19 protein-coding genes are annotated in these 22,127 nt (G+C 62.7%); 15 read left to right on the top strand and 4 right to left on the bottom strand.

Annotated features, from left to right (window positions below; genetic code table 11):
* Positions 1-54 precede the first annotated feature (54 nt).
* From EOA19_RS04095 to EOA19_RS04085, 3 genes are all read left to right on the top strand, one after another.
* On the top strand, positions 55-975 hold the full coding sequence (locus tag EOA19_RS04095; RefSeq protein ID WP_128302775.1) for a LysR family transcriptional regulator: 921 nt from the start codon (positions 55-57) through the stop codon (positions 973-975).
* A 103-nt stretch (positions 976-1,078) separates the two neighbouring features.
* The gene (locus tag EOA19_RS04090) at positions 1,079-2,092 is read left to right on the top strand and encodes an LLM class flavin-dependent oxidoreductase (RefSeq protein ID WP_128302774.1); all 1,014 of its coding nucleotides are present in this window, start codon (positions 1,079-1,081) and stop codon (positions 2,090-2,092) included.
* Positions 2,089-3,345 carry an LLM class flavin-dependent oxidoreductase gene (locus EOA19_RS04085; protein WP_128302773.1) on the top strand — a complete coding sequence of 419 codons (1,257 nt, stop codon included), beginning with the start codon at positions 2,089-2,091 and terminating at the stop codon, positions 3,343-3,345. Before EOA19_RS04090 ends, EOA19_RS04085 begins: the two co-directional genes overlap by 4 nt.
* Before the next feature lie 19 nt (positions 3,346-3,364).
* On the opposite strand, the gene xdhC is transcribed toward EOA19_RS04085, so the two are convergent.
* The 4 genes from xdhC to uraH all read right to left on the bottom strand — a co-directional run bounded on the left by xdhC (position 3,365) and on the right by uraH (position 8,575).
* Positions 3,365-4,303, bottom strand: coding sequence for a xanthine dehydrogenase accessory protein XdhC (gene xdhC / locus EOA19_RS04080; RefSeq protein WP_023813627.1), 939 nt, complete (start codon positions 4,301-4,303; stop codon positions 3,365-3,367).
* Between the two features lie 61 nt (positions 4,304-4,364).
* Positions 4,365-6,716, bottom strand: coding sequence for a xanthine dehydrogenase molybdopterin binding subunit (gene xdhB, locus EOA19_RS04075; protein ID WP_128302889.1), 2,352 nt, complete (start codon positions 6,714-6,716; stop codon positions 4,365-4,367).
* Positions 6,716-8,197, bottom strand: coding sequence for a xanthine dehydrogenase small subunit (gene xdhA, locus EOA19_RS04070; protein ID WP_128302772.1), 1,482 nt, complete (start codon positions 8,195-8,197; stop codon positions 6,716-6,718). The genes xdhB and xdhA overlap by 1 nt, the downstream gene beginning before the upstream one ends.
* Positions 8,198-8,200: 3 nt before the next feature.
* Entirely contained in the window at positions 8,201-8,575 is a 375-nt protein-coding gene (gene uraH, locus EOA19_RS04065; protein WP_023813630.1) for a hydroxyisourate hydrolase, read from the bottom strand.
* A gap of 203 nt (positions 8,576-8,778) precedes the next feature.
* Here uraH and puuE point away from each other — a divergent pair, with 203 nt between their 5' ends.
* The 12 genes from puuE (at position 8,779) to EOA19_RS04005 (ending at position 22,047) form a co-directional block, all read left to right on the top strand.
* Positions 8,779-10,197 (top strand): allantoinase PuuE, encoded by a 1,419-nt coding sequence (gene puuE / locus EOA19_RS04060; protein ID WP_023813631.1) that lies wholly within the window; start codon positions 8,779-8,781, stop codon positions 10,195-10,197.
* A gap of 10 nt (positions 10,198-10,207) precedes the next feature.
* Positions 10,208-11,071, top strand: coding sequence for a bifunctional allantoicase/(S)-ureidoglycine aminohydrolase (locus EOA19_RS04055; protein ID WP_128302771.1), 864 nt, complete (start codon positions 10,208-10,210; stop codon positions 11,069-11,071).
* Positions 11,068-11,559 (top strand): ureidoglycolate lyase, encoded by a 492-nt coding sequence (locus EOA19_RS04050; protein WP_128302770.1) that lies wholly within the window; start codon positions 11,068-11,070, stop codon positions 11,557-11,559. Before EOA19_RS04055 ends, EOA19_RS04050 begins: the two co-directional genes overlap by 4 nt.
* A 67-nt stretch (positions 11,560-11,626) precedes the next feature.
* Positions 11,627-12,220, top strand: coding sequence for a nucleoside deaminase (locus EOA19_RS04045; protein WP_128302769.1), 594 nt, complete (start codon positions 11,627-11,629; stop codon positions 12,218-12,220).
* A gap of 60 nt (positions 12,221-12,280) precedes the next feature.
* On the top strand, positions 12,281-12,586 hold the full coding sequence (locus EOA19_RS04040) for a type II toxin-antitoxin system MqsR family toxin (protein ID WP_128302768.1): 306 nt from the start codon (positions 12,281-12,283) through the stop codon (positions 12,584-12,586).
* Positions 12,583-13,002 (top strand): type II toxin-antitoxin system MqsA family antitoxin, encoded by a 420-nt coding sequence (locus EOA19_RS04035; protein WP_050592750.1) that lies wholly within the window; start codon positions 12,583-12,585, stop codon positions 13,000-13,002. Before EOA19_RS04040 ends, EOA19_RS04035 begins: the two co-directional genes overlap by 4 nt.
* 79 nt (positions 13,003-13,081) lie before the next feature.
* Positions 13,082-15,067, top strand: a complete 1,986-nt coding sequence (locus EOA19_RS04030; RefSeq protein WP_128302767.1) for a CocE/NonD family hydrolase — start codon at positions 13,082-13,084, stop codon at positions 15,065-15,067.
* Positions 15,068-15,221: 154 nt separating this feature from the next.
* Positions 15,222-16,808 (top strand): ABC transporter substrate-binding protein, encoded by a 1,587-nt coding sequence (locus tag EOA19_RS04025; RefSeq protein ID WP_023813638.1) that lies wholly within the window; start codon positions 15,222-15,224, stop codon positions 16,806-16,808.
* Positions 16,809-16,824: 16 nt separating this feature from the next.
* Positions 16,825-17,784 carry an ABC transporter permease gene (locus tag EOA19_RS04020; RefSeq protein ID WP_023813639.1) on the top strand — a complete coding sequence of 320 codons (960 nt, stop codon included), beginning with the start codon at positions 16,825-16,827 and terminating at the stop codon, positions 17,782-17,784.
* A 10-nt stretch (positions 17,785-17,794) separates the two neighbouring features.
* On the top strand, positions 17,795-18,619 hold the full coding sequence (locus EOA19_RS04015; RefSeq protein ID WP_023813640.1) for an ABC transporter permease: 825 nt from the start codon (positions 17,795-17,797) through the stop codon (positions 18,617-18,619).
* Positions 18,619-20,274, top strand: a complete 1,656-nt coding sequence (locus EOA19_RS04010) for an ABC transporter ATP-binding protein (protein ID WP_023813641.1) — start codon at positions 18,619-18,621, stop codon at positions 20,272-20,274. Before EOA19_RS04015 ends, EOA19_RS04010 begins: the two co-directional genes overlap by 1 nt.
* 183 nt (positions 20,275-20,457) lie before the next feature.
* The gene (locus EOA19_RS04005) at positions 20,458-22,047 is read left to right on the top strand and encodes an ABC transporter substrate-binding protein (protein WP_128302766.1); all 1,590 of its coding nucleotides are present in this window, start codon (positions 20,458-20,460) and stop codon (positions 22,045-22,047) included.
* Positions 22,048-22,127: the final 80 nt, after the last annotated feature.

Here is a 22,127-nt window from a genome sequence, read left to right as displayed (position 1 = left end):
ACGCAGCAGGATGGGAGCCGCCCGAAGGCGGCCTCAGGAAAGCCACGAAACCGCATGGCCTATCTGGACAACATTGCCGTCTTCGTTCGCGTGGTCGAACTCGGCAATCTGTCGGCGGCCGGTCGCGACATGCGGATTTCGCCGGCGGTCGCCTCCAACCGCATCAAGGAGTTGGAGAAGCACCTGGGCGTGCGTCTGTTCAACCGCACGACGCGGCAATTGATGCCGACCGAGCATGGCACGGTTTTTTACGGGGGCGCCAAGCAGGTCTTGGAGGCGATCACCGAGGCGGAAGCCGCGGTCTCGGCGCTTTCCGGCCAGCCGCGCGGCACCATCCGCGTTACGGCACCCTTGGGCCTCGGCCGCCGGCTGGTCGCCTCGGGCATTCCCGATTTTCACGACAAATACCCAGACATCGAGGTGAGGCTGAGGCTTTCGGACCACAATGTCGACATCATGAAGGAAGGCATCGATGTCGCCTTCCGGCTCGGCATCATCGAAGATTCCAGCCTCAGGATGCGCGGCATCATGGAATGCGAGCGCGTGCTGGTGGCGGCGCCGAAATATCTCGAGGCCCGCGGCGAACCGTTGGAGCCGCAGGAGCTGATCGGCAAGAAGCACGACTGCCTGATGCTGCGTTATTCCGGCGCGCGCGAATATGTGTGGACGCTGCAGACCCCCACAGGCCCGCAGAAATTCGAGGTGCACGGGCCCTACGACACCGACGATGGCGACGTGCTGACCGGCTGGGCGCTTTCGGGGCGCGGCATCATCAACAAGCCGCGCTTCGAGGTCGAGCCATTCATCCGCGACCGGCGGCTGAAGGTGATCCTGAGCAGCACGCCACCGACACCGGTGCAGTTCGCCGCCGTCTATCCGCACAAGAAGCTGCAGGATCCAAAAGTACGGCTGCTGCTCGACTTCATGGCCGAGCGCTGCCAGCGACTGATCAACGATCTGCTAGCTGGGAAATAATGCTGGCCGGCACGTGACCGGCGCTTGGCCCAGCGCCAGCGGTTGCCATCCCTGGATGTGGCGAACATAGTTCGGGTGGTATTTCGTCTCGCAGGGACCATCGATGGACAACGGCGCCACAATGCATCTTGCCGTTTCGCTGTTTCCGGGAACCATCGATCCATCACCGGGGCGGGAATTCAGCCGCCTGGCCGGTTTAGTGCAAAAGGCCGAAGCGGCGGGCCTGGACATGGTGCTGCTTGCCGATTCAGCGCCGGCTTCCGGCGGCGGTGCCGCGAACAGTCCGATGCCCTTCGAAGCGACCACTTTGCTGGCCGCATTGGCAACTGTCACAAGCAGGATCGGCCTGGTTGCCGCTGCCTCGACAATTGCCCACCAACCCTACAATCTGGCGCGCCGTTTCGCTTCGCTCGACATCATCAGCCATGGCCGCAGTGGCTGGAACGCGACCATGGCGCAGGCGCCACGGGAAACAGCCAATTTCAGCCGGCCCGAAGGATTTTCGCCTGACGATTTCCGCCGTCGCAGTGAGGAATATATCGGCATCGTGCAAGGTCTGTGGCAGGGCTGGGATGCGGACGCGCTGCTGTTCGACCAGAGCGGCGGCCGCTTCCACGACCCCGAAAAAATGCACCTGCTCGAGCACAAGGGCGCGTCCTTTTCCGTGCGCGGACCGCTGAACGTCGCCCGGTCGCCGCAGGATACGCCAGTGCTCGTCTTGTCGGGCCTGCAGGAATCCGACTTCGATATTGCCGCTCGCACCGCCGATATCATCCTGCTGGACGGCGGACCGGTGGAGGGCACGACAGAACGCTATGACGATATCCGGCGCCGTGTCACGGCGTGCGGACGCGATCCGGACGCTGTGAAAGTGCTGACGAACGTCGCGCCTACCGCCGATAGTAAGCCGGCTGCCCTCGCCGAGAGGCTGGAAAAGGAATTCCGGGCGAGAGGCTGCGACGGGTTCAACATCCTGATGCCGGCACAGCTTTCAGCGCTCGACGATTTCGTCGATCTGGTTTTGCCGGAACTGAGGCAGCGCGGCCTGTTTCGAGAGAACTATCGCGGCACGACGTTGCGCTCGCATCTCGGGCTTGCCGGCGGAGGTGACCGATGACCGCTCGCCAGATGAAACTCGGCGCCTTCCTGTGGGCGACAGGCCACCACATCGCCGCCTGGCGCCATGCCAAGGCGCACGTCACCGCCGGCACTGACATCGACCACTACATCGCGCTGGCGCGCACGGCAGAGGCGGCGAAATTCGACATGATCTTCTGCGAAGATGCCGCGGGCCTGCGGGAAGCCAATGTCGGCATTGCCAGCCAGACCTCGCGCTCGATCGGCTTCGAGCCGATCAGCCTGCTTTCGGCGCTTGCCGTCCAGACCAGCCGCATCGGCCTCGTCTCAACAGCCTCGACGAGCTACAACGAGCCCTATGGGCTGGCACGAACCTTCCTGTCGCTCGACCATCTGAGCGGCGGCCGCGCCGGCTGGAACCTGGTCACCTCGGCCAGCCCCATCGAGGCCGCCAATTTCGGCTCGACCGGCCTCAAGCCCCATGCCGATCGCTATGAGCGCGCGCGTGAATTCGCCGAAGTCGTCACCGGGCTCTGGAACGGCAAGCTCGGCGCCTCCGGTCACGACGGCCAGAGCTTTTCGGTTCGCGACCCGCTCGATCTGCCAAGCTCGCCGCAGGGCGCCCCGGTCATGGTTCAGGCCGGCGCCTCGGATGTCGGCCGCGACCTTGCCGCCCGCACCGCCAATGTGGTGTTCACCGCGGCGCAGACCTTCGAGGAAGCGAAGGCCTTTTACGACGATCTCAAGGGACGTCTGGCGGCCTATGGGCGCGAGCCTGACGACATCAAGATCATGCCCGGCGTCGCGCCGGTGGTGGCGGAGACCGAAGCGGAGGCCCTTGAAAAATATGAGGAATTGCAGGCGCTGATCCCCGACGATGTCGGCGTTGCGCTGCTGTCCAGCTATCTCAGCATCTCCGATCTGTGGTGCTACCCGATCGACGGGCCGCTGCCGGATCTGCCGGAGAGCGAGGGGATGAAAAGCCGGCAGGCGCTGGTCATCGAGCAATCGCGCCGCGACGGCCTCTCCATCCGCCAGCTTGCCCGGCATTTCGCCGGCGCGCGTGGCCATTGGCGCATCGTCGGCACTGCGGCCCAAGTCGCCGACGAACTGCAGGCTCGGTTCGAGGGTGGCGCGGCCGACGGTTTTAACGTCATGCCGTCATATTTCCCCGGCGAACTTGATGCCTTTGCGACGCTGGTCGTGCCGGAACTGCAGCGGCGCGGCCTGTTCCGCAGGGACTATGAAGGCCGCACCTTGCGCGAGCATCTGGGCTTGAAGCGGCCGGCATGAGATGCGTTGAGGCGCAAGCTTAGCCGACCATCACCTTGTCGTGCGGGACCTGATGGTCGGCATTTGATGCTGTGGCGTGCATGACCAGCGCCGTCATGATTTCGGCGGCCGCGAGCGCTGCAATGACTTGCGGGCGCTTGTCCTTGACGGCAGCGCCGCCGATCGGCGAGACGAGGCGGGCAAATTCCGCCTCGCTGCCGTCCGCCGATTTCAGGAACCAGTTCTTGAACGTCGCTTTCTTGGTCTTGGACCCGATCATGCCGACATAGGCGGCATCGCCGCGTTTCAGCGCCTCGGCGACGATCAGGAAATCCAGCGCATGATCGTGGGTCAGGATGGCGAAGGCGGCGCCAGCGGGAGCGTTTCGCACCATCGCTTCCGGCATAGCTGTCAGCCTGGTCTCGACGGATTCCGGCATGCCTTCCAGTGCTTCGGCCCGCGTCTCGATGACGATGCCGTGCACGGGAAGAAGTGCGATCGTCGACGCCAGCGCCTGGCCGACATGGCCGCCGCCGAAGATGTAGACACGCGGCAGGTGCGCCTCCTCGGCTTCCGCAGCCGCAACCAGATCGGCGGCAAGGGCTGCATCGACGAGCCGGATCAGCACTTCGACGCGCCCGCCGCAGCATTGGCCGATTTCCGGGCCTAGCGGCACATCGAGGGTCGCGCGGCTTTCCCTGCCCCTTGAGGGGAGGGTGGCGGCGAAGCCGCCGGGTAAGATCGGATCGGCGCGGGTTCTCTCCCCCCTTGAGGGGGAGAAAAGCATCTGCCGGGCTTTGTCGATCGCCATGTATTCGAGTTGACCGCCGCCGATGGTGCCAAAGATCGCCGCCTGCGAGACGAGCATGAAGGCGCCCTTCTCGCGTGGCGTCGAGCCTTTTGTTCCGGTCACTTCGACCAGGGCAACCTGGCCGGCGCTGGTGAGAAAGGCTTTCAGGCTTTGCACTTTCGAGTTCATGGTTCACATTCCCGAATGGGAAATATAGGTTTTTCGGCCCAGATTGCACATTCTGCCAGATTCAGGCGCCGGCCTTCGTCTCTTTCTTCAGCCTCTCGATCGCCATCAGCACCCGCTCCGGCGTTGCAGGAGCATCGAGGCGCGGACAGATCTTGTGGTCGGCGACGCTGGCCACTGCATCCGACAGGGCGTGCAGCACCGACATGCCGAGCGGGAACGGCGGCTCGCCGACTGCCTTGGAGCGGTGGATGGTCGGCTCGCTCGCTTCCGGCCAGTCGGCCAAGGTGATGTTGAATATCTTCGGCCGGTCGGAGGCGAGCGGGATCTTGTAGGTCGATGGCGCGTGCGTGCGCAGCCGGCCCTTGGCGTCCCACCACAGTTCTTCCGTCGTCAGCCAGCCCATGCCTTGGATGAAGCCGCCCTCGATCTGGCCGATGTCGATGGCGCTATTCAGAGATCGGCCGCAGTCATGCAGAATATCGGTGCGCTCGACCATGTATTCGCCGGTCAGCGTGTCGACCGAGACCTCCGAGCACGACGCGCCATAGGCGAAATAATAGAAGGGGCGGCCCTCGCCCTTGTCGCGGTTCCAGTGGATTTTCGGCGTCTTGTAGAAACCCGCCGCCGACAGCTGGATGCGAGCCATATAGGCCTGCTTGATGAGGTCGGCGAAGGCGATTTCCTGGTTGCCGATGCGCACCCGGTTGGGCAGGAACAGCACCTGATCGCGCGGCACCTGATATTTTTCAGCGGCGAAATCGATCAGCCGGTCCTTGATCTGGCGAGCGCCATTTTGCGCCGCCATGCCGTTGAGATCGGAGCCGGACGACGCTGCCGTGGCCGAAGTGTTCGGCACCTTGCCGGTCGTGGTCGCGGTGATCTTGACCTGGTCGAGGTCGATCTGGAACTCTTCCGCCACCACTTGCGCAACCTTGACGTAGAGGCCCTGCCCCATCTCGGTGCCGCCATGGTTCAGATGCACCGAACCGTCGGTATAGACATGCACCAGCGCGCCGGCCTGGTTATAATGCGTGGCGGTGAACGAGATGCCGAACTTGACCGGCGTCAGCGCCAGGCCGCGCTTGATGAAACGGCTGTTGGCGTTGAAGGCCGATATCTCACGCCGGCGCCGCGCATAGCTGGCGCTTTGCTCGAGCTCGGCGACGATGCGCTGGATGATGTTATCCTCGACCGTCTGGTGGTAGGGCGTGATGTTGCGGTCTGACGTACCATAAAAATTCTTCTTGCGGATTTCGAGTGGATCCTTGCCGACGGCGAAGGCCACCTCGTCGATGACGCGCTCGGCGCCGACCATGCCTTGCGGGCCGCCGAAACCACGAAAGGCGGTGTTCGACACGGTGTTGGTGTAGAGCGGCGCCGATTGCGCTTGCACCGCCGGCCAGAAATAGGTGTTGTCGCAGTGGAACAGTGCGCGATCGGTCACCGGGCCGGAAAGGTCCGACGAAAAACCGCAGCGCGCCGCGAACATGAAATCGACGCCGAGGATGTTGCCCTCGTCATCGAAGCCGACTTCGTAGTCGACGAGGAAATCGTGACGCTTGCCGGTGGCGATCATGTCGTCGTCGCGGTCGGGCCGGATCTTCACGGCGCGATGGTGTTTCTTCGCGGCGATCGCCGCCAATGCGGCAAACTGGTTGCCTTGCGTCTCCTTGCCGCCGAAGCCGCCGCCCATCCGGCGGATCTCCACCGTGATGGCATTGCTCGGCACGCCGAGTGCATGGCTCACCATGTGCTGGACTTCGCTCGGATGCTGGGTCGAGGAATAGATGGTGACGTCCTGATCCTCGCCCGGAATGGCCATGGCGATATGGCCTTCGAGATAGAAGTGTTCCTGGCCGCCGATGCGCATTTTTCCCTTTAGCCGGCGCGGCGCCTGACGGATCGCTGTAGCGGCATCGCCGCGCTTCAGCGTCAGTGGCGGCGTGACGACCTTGTCCTTCTTCGGATCGAGCGCGCCAATGTCGGTGACGAAGGGCAATTCCTTGTATTCGACCTTGGCCAATCTGGTGGCGCGACGCGCCTGCTCGCGCGTCTGCGCAATGACGCAAAAGATTGGCTGGCCATAGAATTGCACCTTGCCGTCGGCCAGCACCGGCTCGTCGTGGCGGCCTGTCGGCGAAATGTCGTTCTCGCCCGGCACATCCTTGGCCGTCAGCACGTCGACAACACCGGGCGCTGCACGCACCGCCGAGAGATCCATGCTGGTAATCGTGGCATGCGTGGCGGCAGAAAGCCCGAGGCAGCCATGCAGCGTGCCGGCCGGTTCCGGCATGTCGTCGATATAGACGGCCGTGCCGCTGACATGCTTGTGGGCGGAGTCATGGCGTTGATCGGTGGCAACGCCGCCGGCGATCTTTTCAGCCTTCAGATTGGGGGGAGCGTGCTTGTTCATCATGCCGCCTCGTGCCTCGAAACCTGGATCGGCTCCCTGGTACCGCTGGTCTCGGCGAAGAAGCGCAGCAAGAGATTGCGCGCCGCGAGCGCACGATACTCGGCCGAGGCCCGCATGTCGGTGAGCGGGGTGAAATCCCTGGCATATTCGACCATCGCCGCGTCAACCGTGGTCTCCGTCCATGGCTTGCCGAGCAGCGCTTTTTCGACAGAAGACGCCCGCTTCGGCGTCGCCGCCATGCCGCCATAGGCAATGCGCACCTCCGCGACCGTGCCATCGCTGGCCAGCGTCAGGAAGAAGGCGCCGAGGGCCGCGGTGATGTCCTCATCGCGGCGCTTGGTGATTTTGTGGACGGCGAATTTCGTGCCCTTGACCGGAACCGGAACGTGCACGGCCTCGACGAATTCGCCCGGCTGCCGGTCCTGTTTGCCATAGGCAATGAAGAAGGTTTCCAGTGGAATCGAGCGCCGCTTCTTGCCCTTGCGCAGGGTGAGACTTGCGCCAAGAGCGATCAAGGGCGGCGGCGTGTCGCCGATCGGCGAGCCGTTGGCGATATTGCCGCCGATGGTCCCCATGTTGCGCACCTGTTCGCCGCCGATGCGATCGAACAACGGCCCCAGCGCCGGGATACGCTTCGCCAATATCGCGAAGGCATCAGTGTAGGTGACGCCCGCGCCGATCGAAATGATGCCGTTGTCTTCCGAGATGGTGCAAAGTCCGTCGAGATTGCCGATGAAAATGGCCGGCGAAATATCGCGCATGTGCTTGGTCACCCAGAGGCCGACATCGGTCGAGCCGGCAACGATGGTGGCGCCGGGTTCCTTGTCCAGCACGGCGGCGAAATCATCGACATCGGCCGGCACGACCAGCCGCGTCTTGGCCGAACCGATCTCAATCCGGGCGCCGTCATGCATGGCCTCGAGCCTCGCGGTGATCGCCTTGCGCTCCGTGGCCAGCGGATCCTTTACCGCCTTGCCGTAGCTGGAGATGGCATGCGCAGCGCGCATGATCGCCTCGTAGCCGGTGCAGCGGCAGAGATTGCCTTGCAAGGCCTTTTCGATATCCGCGTTCGACGGATTCGACGACTTCATCCACATGCCATAGAGCGACATGACGAAGCCCGGTGTGCAGAAGCCGCATTGCGAGCCGTGGAAATCGACCATCGCCTGCTGCACCGGATGCAGTTGGCCTGATACGCCGCGCAGATGCTCGACGGTCACGACATGGGTGGCGTCCAACGAGCCGAGGAAACGGATGCAGGCATTGACGCTTTCATAGACCAGCCCGCCGGCCGAGAGCTTGCCGACCAACACGGTGCAGGCGCCGCAATCGCCCTCGGCGCAGCCTTCCTTGGTGCCGCGCAGCGACCGGTCGAGCCGCAGCCAGTCGAGCAGGGTCGCGTCGGGTGCCACCGACGAAAGCGCGACGTCCCTGCCGTTGAGGATGAAGCGGATTTCATTGCGGATGCTAATTTTGGCCATGCCTCAGCTCCCCCTGTAGGTCGAATAGCCATAGGGCGAGACGAGCAGCGGCACATGGTAGTGCAGCGGTTCGGCCATGCCGAAGCGGATCGGTATCACATCGAGAAAGGCGGGGTTCGGCAGGCTCGACCCCTGCTGGCGCAAATAGTCGCCTGCGGCGAAGACCAGTTCGTATTCTCCGGGGCGGAACTCCGCGCCGGCGAGCAGCGGCTTGTCACAACGGCCGTCGGCATTGGTGACAACGGTCTTCAAATGTGTCCGCGCCTTGCCCTCGAGGTGATAAAGCGCGATCGACAATCCCGCCGCCGGCTTGCCTGTCGCCGTGTCGAGGACATGGGTCGTCAGACGCCCGCCATCGGCATTCGACGTTTCTGCCATTGGCCGCCTCCCATTTCCGGTACGAGCGAATTGGCCCGGTACGATCAAGTATCAACAGTGAATTGTGCGCCAATTAAAGGCGATGCATAAGTCCCGGTCGAGCGGAGTGCGACAAAAACACTTTCAAAAATTTTCGGGGGAATGCGAGAAGCACCCTTTCGATATTCTGATCATACTTCGGGCCATGCCCGGCGGGAGGGACGATGCGTTACAGCAGAGACATGCGCGGCTACGGAGTCAATCCGCCGGACCCGAAATGGCCTGGCGGCGCGCATGTCGCCGTGCAGTTCGTCGTCAACTACGAGGAAGGCGGCGAGAACTGCGTGCTGCATGGCGACAAGGCGTCCGAAGCCTTCCTGTCGGAAATCGTCGGCGCGGCACCCTGGGTGGGCCAGCGCCACTGGAACATGGAATCCATCTACGAATACGGTGCCCGCGCCGGTTTCTGGCGGTTGCTGCGGCTGTTCAGCGAGGCCGAGGTGCCGATCACCTGCTATGGCGTCGCCACCGCGCTCGCCCGTTCGCCGGATCAAGTCACGGCCATGCAGGAAGCCGGCTGGGAGATCGCCTCGCACGGGTTGAGATGGATCGACTACCGCGACCACAGCGCCGAGGATGAGCGCCGCGACCTCGAGGCGGCGATCAAGCTGCACTACGAAGTGACCGGCGCGCGCCCGACCGGCTGGTATACGGGTCGCACATCGATCAACACAGTGCGGATTGTGGCGGAAGAAGGCGGTTTCGACTATGTGTCGGACACCTATGACGACGAGCTGCCCTACTGGTTCGAGCATGATGGCGGCGCGCAGCTCATCATTCCCTATACGCTCGACGCCAACGACATGCGGTTCGCAACGCCGCAGGGCTTCAACTCCGGCGACCAGTTCTTTGCCTATTTGAAGGACAGCTTCGACACGCTCTATGCCGAGGGCAAGGCAGGCCGGCCACGCATGATGAACATCGGCCTGCACTGCCGCCTCGTCGGGCGGCCGGGCCGGGTGGCGGCGCTGAAGCGCTTCGTCGACTATGTGAAGTCGCACGACAGGGTCTGGCTGGCGCGGCGCATCGACATCGCCCGCCACTGGCAAGAGGTCAATCCTTATCAACCGGCGGCACTCCGCCCCTCGAAGATGGAATTCGAGACCTTCGTCCACACTTTCGGCGGCGTGTTCGAGCATTCGCCCTGGATCGCCGAACGCGCCTACGAACTGGAACTGGGCCCGGCGCATGACACTTCAGGCGGCCTGCACAATGCGCTTTGCCGTGTCTTCCGGTCCGCCAGCGAAACCGAGCGGCTTTCCGTGCTCAACGCTCATCCCGACCTTGCCGGCAAACTTGCCAAGGCCAAACGGCTGACGGCGGAATCGACCAGGGAACAGGCTTCGGCCGGCCTCGACGCGCTGACCGACAAGGAGCGCGAACTGTTTTCCAAGCTCAACGCCGCCTACGTCACCACTTTCGGTTTCCCCTTCATCATCGCGGTGAAGGGCAAGACGAGGCAAGAGATTCTGGCGGAATTCGAGGCGCGCATCGGCAACAGCCGCGGCGTCGAATTCGAAACCGCCTGCAAACAGGTCGAGCGCATCGCGCTGCTCCGCCTCAAGGACATGCTTCCGCAATAGGTTTGAACCCATGGATACGATCAGGATGCCCGAGCGAACCTATTACGCACCACATGGCGGCCACCCCGGCCAGAGCGAGCTTCTGACCGGCCGCGCCGTCTTCACCGAGGCCTATGCCGTCATTCCCCGGGGTGTGATGCAGGACATCGTGACCAGTGCGTTGCCGTTCTGGGACAAGACCCGCGCCTGGATCTTGTCGCGACCGCTATCCGGTTTTGCCGAGACGTTCTCGCAATACATTGTCGAGGTCGCGCCGAGCGGCGGCAGCGAGCGGCCGGAACCCGATGCCGGCGCCGAGGGCGCCCTGTTCGTGGTCGAGGGCGAGTTGACGGTTCTGCTTGCCGGCAAGAAGCATGTCTTGCGGCCCGGCGGCTTTGCCTTCCTGCCGCCGGCCAGCGGCTGGACGGTTCGCAACGAAAGCAAGGCCGACGTGCGCTTCCACTGGATTCGCAAGGCTTACGAGGTGGTTGACGGTCTCGATGTGCCGGAAGCCTTCTTCACCAACGAGCAGGAGATCGCGCCAACCCCTATGCCCGGCACCGAAGGCCGCTGGGCGACGACGCGGTTCGTCGATCCGGCCGATTTGCGCCACGACATGCACATGACCATTGTCACGCTGGAACCCGGCGCGGTCATTCCCTTCGCCGAGACCCATGTCATGGAGCATGGGCTCTATGTGCTGGAGGGCAAAGCGGTCTATCGCCTCAACCAGGACTGGGTCGAGGTCGAGGCCGGCGACTATATGTGGCTGCGCGCCTTCTGTCCGCAGGCCTGCTACGCGGGCGGCCCGGGAAAATTCCGCTATCTGCTCTACAAGGACGTGAACCGGCACGCCAAGCTCGGCGGCGCCGGTGTCCCCGGGCGGACGCCGTGACGCGGATCATTGCGCGGCCACTGACCCGCGAGAGCTTTGCTCCGTTCGGCGACGTCATCGATATGGGCGGCGACAACCACTACCCGATCAATGGCGGCCGCGCGGAACGCTATCACGATCTGGCGACCGCCGAGGCGATCGGACCGAATGCCCGCGTGCTGATCTCGATGGTGCGCGGCACGCCTTACGAACTGCCGCTGAAGCTGAGCATGGTCGAGCGCCACCCCTTCGGCAGCCAGGCCTTCATCCCGCTGTCGCCGCGCCCATTCCTGGTCGTCGTCTGCCATGATGGCGATGAGGGGCCGGGCGAGCCGCATGCCTTCACCACCGCACCCGGACAAGGTATCAACTATTCCCGCAATCTCTGGCATGGCGTGCTGACGCCGCTCGGCGAGCCTCAGGACTTCCTGATCGTCGACCGGGGCGGCGACGGCTCCAATCTCGAAGAATTCCATTTCTCGCATGCTTACGAGATCCATCTCCCTTAATTTTTTGTGCATGTCGTTACCCCAAAACCGGGGCACTTTTGGGCGACATGCAGCAGGAGAGCCTGAAATGACCGACATTTCTTTGATCGACCGCCTGCTCGACGTGATCGAACACGACATCGTGCCGAAGACGGCCGACGGTGTTGTCCATGGCAACAAGCTGTTCGGCGCGGCGATCCTGCGCAAGGACGACCGTTCGCTGGTGCTGGCCGAGACCAACAACGAGAGGGAAAACCCGCTCTGGCATGGCGAGGTGCACTGCCTGAAACGTTTCTACGAAATGCCGAAGGCGGAGCGCGTCGATACAAGAGACGCCATTTTCCTCGCCACGCATGAGCCCTGCTCGCTCTGCCTGTCGGCGATCACCTGGACTGGCTTCGACAATTTCTACTATCTGTTCAGCCACGAGGATTCGCGCGACAGTTTTGCCATCCCGCACGATCTGAAGATCCTGAAAGAGGTCTTCACCCTCGACCCCGGCGGCTACAATGCCGAGAATGCCTACTGGAAGAGCTTTTCTATCCGCAGGCTGGTGCGAGCGTTGCCCGAGGTAGAGCGGCAACGGCTGGAAATACGCATCGGCGCGATTTCGGCGCGCTACGATGATCTGTCCGGCGTCTATCAGGCGAACAAGGACGATAACGACATCCCGCTGAATTAGGGCTCTCGGCCTACCGGGGGGCACCCTTGAATTGCCACCTTTATGGTGGCATATTGCGTCATGGAGAAACGAAGGCCCACCTACGATCTTGATGCCATCAAGACGACGTTCGGGTCTGTCGATACGCTGGCGATCACGACGTCCGCTCTGCGGGATGCCACAGGCCTTGGCTTCGACCGTGCCGGCGTCGTCGAGGTAATCGGCGGCATGACGAGGAAAATGTTCGTGAAATCCATGACGACCTTTGCGGATCACCGGGTCTGGCAGGATGCCTATCACGTGCCCGTGCGCGACCTGATCCTCTACGTGAAATTCCAAGCGGATGTCGTGACCGAGTTCACGGTCATGTCGTTCAAGGAGAAATGACCATGGCGACAAGAGAAGAAAATCGGACCATGATTTCCCCCGAAACCGGGGAAACGCTCACGCGTGACGTGCGTCCATTCACAGTGGCGTACAAGGGCGAGAGCATAATTGTCGACCTTCCGGGTTACTATCCAGCATCCGGTGACGAGGGTGTGCATATCGGAGGCGACATGGCTGCCGTCGATGCCGCACTACGCGCCCTCAAGGAGAGGATCGATGGCGTGCCGGCCCCGGCAACCATCCGCCGCATGCGCACAAAGCTCAATCTGTCGCAGCGCGAGGCAGGATCCCTGTTCAAGGTCGGCGAGAATGCTTTCGACAAGTATGAAAGGGGCCTGATCGAGCCGAGTGGCCCGACCATTCAATTGATGACGCTGCTGGAAAAACATCCCGAACTGCTGGATGAATTGCGGTAGCGGCACAGGTCGCATTTTTCGCTGCTCCAGTCGCGAATGGTGATTGAAAGTCGTCGCGCCGCGGGGCGTTATGCGGGCCATGAAAACAGTCACCGAATTTCCCCGCAAGGTCGTCGAGTTCCCGGATATGGGCATCGTCATGCCGGATGGCTGCCGGCTGTCGGCGCGGGTCTGGATGCCGGAGGATGCCGGCGACGATCCAGTGCCGGCGATCCTGGAGCATCTGCCCTACCGCAAGCGCGACGGCACCATCTTTCGCGATCAGCTGACGCATCCCTATTTCGCCGGCCACGGCTACGCCTCGATCCGGGTCGATATGCGCGGCAATGGCGATTCCGAAGGGCTGATGGACGACGAATATTCCGAGCAGGAATTGCAGGACGCCTGCGACATCATCGCCTGGGCGGCAAGCCAGCCCTGGTGCAACGGCAATGTCGGCATGATGGGCATTTCCTGGGGCGGCTTCAACTGCCTGCAGGTGGCGGCCAAGCAGCCGCCGGCGCTCAAAGCGGTGATCAGCTTGTGCTCGACCGTCGACCGCTACGCCGACGACATTCACTACAAGGGCGGCTGCCTGCTGATCGAGAACTTCGGCTGGGCCTCGACCATGCTGTCCTACTCATCGCGGCCGCCGGACCCGCTGCTGGCCGGCGACAACAGATGGCGCGATCTGTGGCTGACCCGGCTGGAGAACCAATCCTTCCTGGCGCCGCTGTGGCTGAAGCACCAGCACCGTGATGCCTACTGGAAGCGCGGCTCGATCTGTGAGGATTTTTCCGCCGTCAAAGCCGCGGTTCTGTCGATCGGCGGCTGGCATGACGGCTACCGCAACACCGTCTCGCATCTGGCCAGCAACATCGAAGCCCCGGTCAAGGGCATTATCGGGCCATGGATCCATAAATACCCGCATTACGCAGGACCAAAACCCGCCATCGGCTTCCTGCAAGAGGCCTTGCGCTGGTGGGACCGCTGGCTCAAGAGTGTCGAAACCGGTGTCGAGTCCGACCCGGCCTACCGCGCCTATGTCATGGACAGCGTGCGTCCGGCGCGCTGGCACCCCGAGCGTCCCGGCCGCTGGATTGCCGAGCAGCAATGGCCCTCGCCAACCATCAAGACGCAGGCGGTCGATCTGATCCCCGCAACGGAAAAACCCGCCATCGTTGCCTCGCCGCAAAGCTGCGGCTTGGCTGGCGGCGAGTATTTTCCCTTCACCTTCGGCCCCGAACTGCCAGGCGATCAGCGCCCCGACGATGCGCTGTCGGTGTGTTTCGACCAGACGGAACTCAGTCAGGCCATCGACATCGTCGGCACCGCGGAAGTCGAATTGCGGCTGTCCTCCGACCGTCCGCAGGCCAACATCGCGATCCGACTCTGTGACGTGCATCCCGATGGCGCGTCGGAGCTGATTTCCTACGGCGTGCTCAACCTGACGCATCGCAACTCGCACGAGTTCCCGGAAGCCCTGGTGCCGGGCGAAACCATCTCAGTACGCGTCGTGCTCGATCAATGCGGCTATCGCGTTCCGCCCGGCCACCACCTGCGTGTTGCCGTTTCGAACGCCTATTGGCCTGCCATCTGGCCGTCGCCGGAGCCGGTCCGGCTGACCTTATCGGCGGCGACGCTCCGCTTGCCGCTGCGGCCGTTGGCGACAGACGATGAAGCGGCGTTCGCCGAGCCGGAAGGTGCCACTCCCTGGGCAACGGAGACGATCCGCGCCAGCAATTCCGAGCGCCATATCGATCGTGACGAAAAGACGGGAATCGTGACGCTTTCCATCGTTGATGATTTCGGCGAGGTGCGCGATCTCGCTCATGGCCTCGCCAATGGCAGCATCGCCCGCGAGACCTGGACGATCCATCCCGACGACCCGCTGTCGGCCTCGGGGAAGACGCACTGGACGCAGACCCTGTCGCGAAACGGATGGTCGGTACGCACCGAAACGACAGCCGAAATGCGATCGGACGCGCAAAACTTCATCGTCAGCGCCAGAATCGAGGCCTATGAGGACGAAACGCTCGTCTTCGAGCGTAATTTCGAGGAGAAGGTGCCGCGCGCGCTTCTTTGAGCACCGAGTTCATTGGTCCAATTGCGACGTACGATTTACGCCACGGCATGTCGCATTCGGTCTTGCTTACCGCTTTCCCTTGCGGTCATTATTCTCCTCACAAGAAACAAGTAAAACGACCGCAGAGTCGAACCAACAGAGTGAGGAACTCAAAATGTCGAACGAACTGGAATTTCTTAGCCGGCGTGTCGCGTCGGGCAAACTGAGCCGTCGTGATTTTCTCGGCCGGGCGGCGGCGCTCGGTATCTCCGCGCCCTTCGCCAACTCGCTGCTTTCAAGCGCGGCACGCGCGGCAGGTCCGGTCAAAGGCGGCACTCTGAAGGCCGGACTTGTCGGCGGCGAGTCCACCAACAGCCTTGATCCGGCACTGTTCATGACTCAGGTGCCGTTCGCCTTCGGCAAGATGTGGGGCGAATTGATCGTCGAGCTTTCGCCGGAAGGCAAGCTCGAGAACCGCATCGCCGAGGAGATCGGCTCGTCGGACGACGCCAAGGTATGGACGCTGAAGATCCGCGACGGCGTCGAATTCCACAACGGCAAGACGGTGACCGCCGAGGACGTGGCCGCCACACTTGAGCGCCATTCCGACGAGAAGTCGAAATCCGGCGCGCTCGGCTACATGAAGGGCATCGAGACCATCAAGGCCAGCGGCAAGGAAGTCGTGCTGACCCTGAAGGAAGCCAATGCCGATCTGCCCTATTTGCTCAGCGACTATCACCTGATCGTCCAACCGAATGGCGGCAAGGATAAGGCCGACGCAGGCATCTCGGCCGGTCCTTACAAGGTCACGACCAATGAGCCCGGCGTGCGCCATGGCGGCGAGCGTTTCGCCAATTATTGGCAGGGCGACAAGATGGGCCATGCCGACCAGATCGAGATCATCGTCATCAACGATGCGACGGCGCGCACCGCCGCCCTGCAAGGCGGCCAGGTCAACATGATCAACCGCGTCGAGCCGAAGATCGTCGACCTGATCAAGCGCCTGCCTGGCGTGACCATCCGCAACCATGCGGGTCCTGGCCACTATGTCTTCATCGCGCATTGCAACACCGCCCCCTTCGACAACAACGATCTGCGCATGGCCCTGAAGCTGGCCATCGACCGCGAAGAAATGCTCGACAAGATCCTGCGTGGCTACGGTTCGATCGGCAACGATTTCCCGATCAACGCTTCCTACCCGCTGTTCACTGATATCGAGCAGCGCAAGTACGATCCCGACAAGGCCAAGTTCCACTTCAAGAAGTCGGGCCATGACGGCGCCGTGCTGCTGCGGACTTCGGACGTCGCTTTCCCGGGCGCCGTCGACGCTTCCCAGCTCTTCCAGCAGAGCGCTGCCAAGGCCGGCATCAAGATCGAGCTCAAGCGTGAGCCCGGTGACGGCTATTGGAACGAGGTCTGGAACAAGCAGCCCTTCTGCGCTTCCTACTGGGGTGGCCGCTCGACCCAGGACCAGATGTACTCCACCGCTTATCTGTCGACCGCCGACTGGAACGACACGCGTTTCAAGCGCCCGGACTTCGACAAAATGGTGCTGGCCGCGCGCGCCGAGCTAGACGAGACCAAGCGCAAGCAGATGTACCATGACATGGCTGTCCTGGTCCGCGACGAAGGTGGCCTGATCTTGCCGATGTTCAACCAGTTCATCGACGCTACCGGCGCCAAGGTCGACGGCTGGGTCGACGATCCACATCAGGAGCTGATGAACGGTTACGCGCTGGCGAAGTGCTGGCTCGAAGCCTGAGCTTGGCCTTGCGGATATGTCCTCACCCATCTTGAAACTGGTGGCCCAGCGCGTTGCGCTGGGCATTCTCCTCTTGTTGGCCGTTTCGGTCCTGATCTTCGCCGGCACCCAGATCTTGCCCGGCGACGTCGCGCAAGCCATTCTCGGACAATCGGCGACACCGGAGTCGCTCGCCAATCTGCGCGAGCAACTCGGGCTCAACCAGCCAGCCTATCTCAGGTATTTTCATTGGCTGGGCGGCGTGCTGACCGGCGATCTCGGCACGGCCATGTCGAGCGGGCAGGATATCGCCACGTCGATCAAGGGACGGCTGTGGAACACGCTGTTCCTCGCCTTCTGGGCAGCGATCGTCGCCGTGCCGCTGGCGATCATCCTCGGCCTGATCGCGGTACGCTATCGCAATGGCTGGGTCGACAAGCTGATCTCCGGGCTGGCGCTGGCCTCGACCTCCTTTCCCGAGTTCTTCATCGGCTACGTGCTGGTCTATTTCTTCGCCGTGAAATGGCAAATCTTCCCCGGCATCTCGACCGTCTATGACGGCATGCCTTTTGGCGAGCGCATGCAGGCGATCGCCCTGCCGGCGGCAGCGCTGACGCTGGTCGTGCTCGCCCACATGATGCGCATGACACGCGCGGCGATCCTCAATGTCATGCAGTCGGCCTATGTCGAGACGGCGGAACTGAAAGGCCTGTCGGCCTTCAACGTCATCCGCAAGCACGCCTTCCCCAATGCCATCGCGCCGATCATCAACGTCGTCATGCTCAACCTCGCCTATCTGATCGTCGGCGTCGTCGTGGTCGAGGTGATCTTCGTCTATCCGGGCATGGGGCAGTATCTCGTCGACCATGTCACCAAACGCGACGTTCCGGTGGTGCAGGCGGTCGGCCTGATCTTCGCCGCCGTCTATATCAGCCTGAACATCATTGCGGACATAGCGGCGATCGTCGCCAATCCGCGTCTCAGACATCCGAAATAGGGGGGCGGATATGCTCGATATCAAACGCATCCCCATCCCCGCTCTGATCGGCATCGTGCTGACGGCATTGTTCGTCCTGGCGGCGGTCTTCGCCCCCTGGATCGCGCCGCACGGCAATGGCGAAATCGTCGGCGATGTCTGGGAACCGATGTCGGCTGCTCATTTGCTAGGCACCGACAATCTCGGCCGCGACCTGCTTTCGCGCATGATCTACGGCGCCCGCATCACTTTGTTCATCGCGGTGCTGGCCACCGCGCTGTCATTCTCGCTCGGCGCCATCCTCGGCTTCTCGGCGGCCGTCTTCGGCGGCTGGTTCGATACGCTGCTGTCGCGCCTCGTCGATCTCTTGATGTCTATCCCGACGCTGATCATGGGTCTCGTCGTGCTGTCCGTGCTACCGACCAACCTGGTGACGCTGATCCTGGTGATGGGCATTCTGGATTCGACCCGCGTCTATCGCCTGTCGCGCGCGGTCGCCGTCGACATCAACGTCATGGACTATGTCGAGGCGGCGAAACTGCGTGGTGAGGGCAGCGGCTGGATCATCTTCCGTGAGATCCTGCCCAACGCACTGTCACCGCTGGTTTCGGAACTCGGCCTGCGCTTCATCTATGCCGTGCTGTTCCTGTCGACGCTGTCGTTCCTCGGCCTTGGCGTGCAGCCACCGGACGCCGACTGGGGCGGCATGGTCAAGGAAAACAAGGACGGCATCGTCTTCGGCATCGCGGCCGCGCTTATCCCGGCGGCGGCGATCGCACTGTTGGCGATTTCCGTCAACCTGGTTGCCGACTGGGTGCTCAACCGGACGACCAGCCTCAAGGGAGGACGCGGGTGATGGCCGACACCAAAGCGAAATCAGGCCTGCTGCTCGACATCCGCAATCTGCGTATCGAAGCCACCGTCTTCCCGCCCGGCGAGCCGCCAAAGAACATCGTGTTGGTGCACGATGTCTCGCTGACGCTTGAAAAAGGCAAGGTGCTCGGCCTGATCGGCGAGTCCGGCGCCGGCAAGTCGACCATCGGCCTGTCGTCGATGGGCTATGGCCGCGGTGGCGTGCGCATCACCGGCGGCGAGGTGATCCTGAACGGCCGCGACATCCTCAAGGGCGGCAAGGATGGCTTCCGCAAATTACGCGGCCGCGAGGTCTGCTATGTCGCGCAATCGGCGGCAGCCGCCTTCAACCCGGCGCACCGGCTGATGGACCAGGTGGTGGAAGCCACGCTGCTGCACGGTACGGCGACACGTGCCGAGGCCGAGAAGCGCGCGGTTGCGCTGTTCAAGAAGCTCAGCCTGCCGAACCCCGAAACCATCGGCGAGCGCTTTCCGCACCAGGTGTCGGGCGGCCAGTTGCAGCGCGTGATGACAGCGATGGCGCTGTGCTCGGAGCCGGACCTGATCGTCTTCGACGAGCCGACCACGGCGCTCGACGTGACGACGCAGATCGACGTGCTGGCGGCGATCAAGGACGCCATCCGCGACACCCATGTCGCGGCGCTCTACATCACGCACGACCTTGCCGTCGTCGCCCAGGTCTCAGACGAGATCATGGTGCTGCGCCATGGAAGGCTGGTCGAATGGGGCGGCACAAGGCAGATCATCAAGGAGCCGCGCCAGGAATACACCAATGCGTTGGTCTCGGTGCATGAGATCGAACACCAGGAGCAGAAACCCGGCACGACGCCGTTCCTGTCGGTGAAGAACGTCACCGCCGCCTATGGCCGCAGCGACATCAAGGTGCTGAAGAACGTCTCGGTCGACATCTATCCGGGCCAGACACTGGCCGTGGTCGGCGAGTCCGGCTCCGGCAAATCGACGCTGGCACGCGCCATCACCGGGCTTTTGCCACCCGAAGCGGGTACGGTGACCTTCGACGGACGTCCGCTGGCCAACCGGCTGGCCGACCGGCCGAAGGAGGATCTGCGCCAGTTGCAGATGATCTACCAGATGGCCGATGTGGCGATGAACCCGCGCCAGACCGTCGCCACCATCATCGGCCGGCCGCTCGAATTCTATTTCGGCATGCGCGGCCGCGAGCGCGACAGGCGCGTTACCGAACTGCTCGACAAGATCGAGATGGGCAAGGGCTTTTCCGATCGCTACCCGGCCGAGCTTTCCGGCGGCCAGAAGCAACGCGTCTGCATCGCCCGGTCACTTGCCGCCAAGCCCAAGTTGATTATCTGCGACGAGGTCACCTCGGCACTCGATCCGCTGGTGGCACACGGCATTCTCGAGCTGCTGCTCGAGCTGCAGAAGGAAGAGAACGTCGCCTATCTGTTCATCACGCATGACCTCGCGACGGTGAAGTCTATCGCCGATTCGATCGCGGTGATGTATCGCGGCGAAGTGGTGCGCTATGGCCCCAAGAGCAAGGTGCTGAGCCCGCCCTTCGACGCCTATACCGACCTCCTGCTCTCCTCGGTTCCAGAGATGGAAATCGGCTGGCTGGAAAAGGCAATCAAGGGACGGCGCATGGCCAGCGCGGGGAACTAAAGCAATTCCGGGAAAACTGGAGACCAGTACTCCCGGAAGAAATGCAGGGCGCTTCCCTGGAAATCGCGTCAGATCAAGCCGCCACATCGGGGCGCCGGCGACCGTCATCCGGATGCAACACTAGAACGCCACACGTCCTTCGGGACAAGCGCCGCTCGCACGACTTTTAAACAGGGGTAGGACATGAAGACTGAACTCGATTATCTCGCTGAACTCGCCGGTCAAGGCCGGATATCGCGTCGCGCCTTTCTCGGGCGCGCCGCCGCGCTCGGCGTATCGGCGGCCCTGATGCCGGCGCTGGCCGGCAAGGCATTTGCCCAGACGGCGGTGAAGGGCGGTATCATCAAGGCCGGCCTGCAGGGCGGTGAATCCACCAACAGTCTCGATCCGGCGTTGAACCTCAGCCAGGTTACCTTCAGCTTCGGCAAGCTTTGGGGCGAGTATCTCGTGCGCCTCACACCGGACAACAAGCTGGTCAACCTGATTGCCGAGGAGATTGGCGCCTCGGCCGACGCCAAGACATGGACAATCAAGATCCGCGACGGCATCGAGTTCCACAATGGCAAGACGGTCGGCGCGGAGGATGTTGCCGCCACCATCGAGCGACATGCGGATGAGAAGTCCAAGTCCGGAGCACTCGGCATCCTCAAGAACATCAAGGGGATCAAGGCGAGCGGCAAGGAGGTCATCGTCACGCTCGGCGACGCCGATGCCGACTTCCCCTATCTGATGGCCGACTATCATCTCACCATCCAGCCGAATGGCGGCAAGGACGATCCGAACGCCGGCATCAGCGCCGGTCCCTATAAAGTTAGCGTCAACCAGCCCGGCGTGCGCCATGGCGGCGAGCGTTTCGCCAATTACTGGCTGCGCGACAAGGCCGGCCATGCCGACCAGGTCGAGATCATCGTCATCAATGATGCGACGGCACGGCTTGCAGCCTTGCAGGGCGGCCAGGTGCACATGATCAACCGCGTCGAACCCAAGGTCGTCGATCTCGTCAAGCGCATCGCCGGCGTTTCCATCGAGAACGTCTCGGGCAAGGGTTACTACCCGTTCAATATGTTCTGCGACACCGCCCCCTTCGACAGCAACGATCTGCGCATGGCGCTGAAGCTAGCCATGGACCGCGACGAGATGCTGGAAAAGATCCTGCGCGGCTATGGCTCGGTGGGTAACGACTTCCCGATCAACGAGGCCTATCCGCTGTTTTCCGCCGACATCGAGCAGCGCAAGTTCGATCCGGACAAGGCGGCGGCAGCCTACAAGAAATCAGGCCACAGCGGCTCGATCGTGCTGCGCACCTCGGACGTCGCCTTCCCGGGCGCCGTCGATGCCGCACAGCTCTATCAGCAGTCCTGCGCCAAAGCCGGCATCAAGATCGAGATCAAGCGCGAACCCGGCGACGGCTATTGGTCGGAGGTCTGGAACAAGCAGCCTTTCTCGCTCTCCTACTGGGGCGGACGCGCCACGCAGGACCAGATGTATTCCACCGGCTATGTCTCGACCGCCGACTGGAACGACACGCGCTTCAAGCGGCCGGAATTCGACAAGATGCTGTTTACCGCGCGCGGCGAGCTCGACCAGGCCAAGCGCCAGGCGATCTACCACGATATGGCAGTGATGATGCGTGACGAAGGCGGGCTGATCGTGCCCTTCTTCAACCAGTTCATCGACGCGGCCGCCACCAACAAGATCGGCGGCTATGCCAAGAGCCCTATCGGCGAAATGATGGACGGCTACGCGCTTGCCGAGTGCTGGCTCAACGCTTGAGCGGACTCTGATCGTCCGATTTCATCTATCAAGAACGCCGTGTGCCCAAGACGGCACACGGCGTTCCGTTTCAACTGCCA

Source organism: Mesorhizobium sp. M7A.F.Ca.US.010.02.1.1 (assembly GCF_004023085.1).
Lineage (GTDB): Bacteria > Pseudomonadota > Alphaproteobacteria > Rhizobiales > Rhizobiaceae > Mesorhizobium.
The sequence above is the reverse complement of the archived record's forward strand: the minus strand, read 5'-3'. Positions and strand labels throughout refer to the sequence as shown.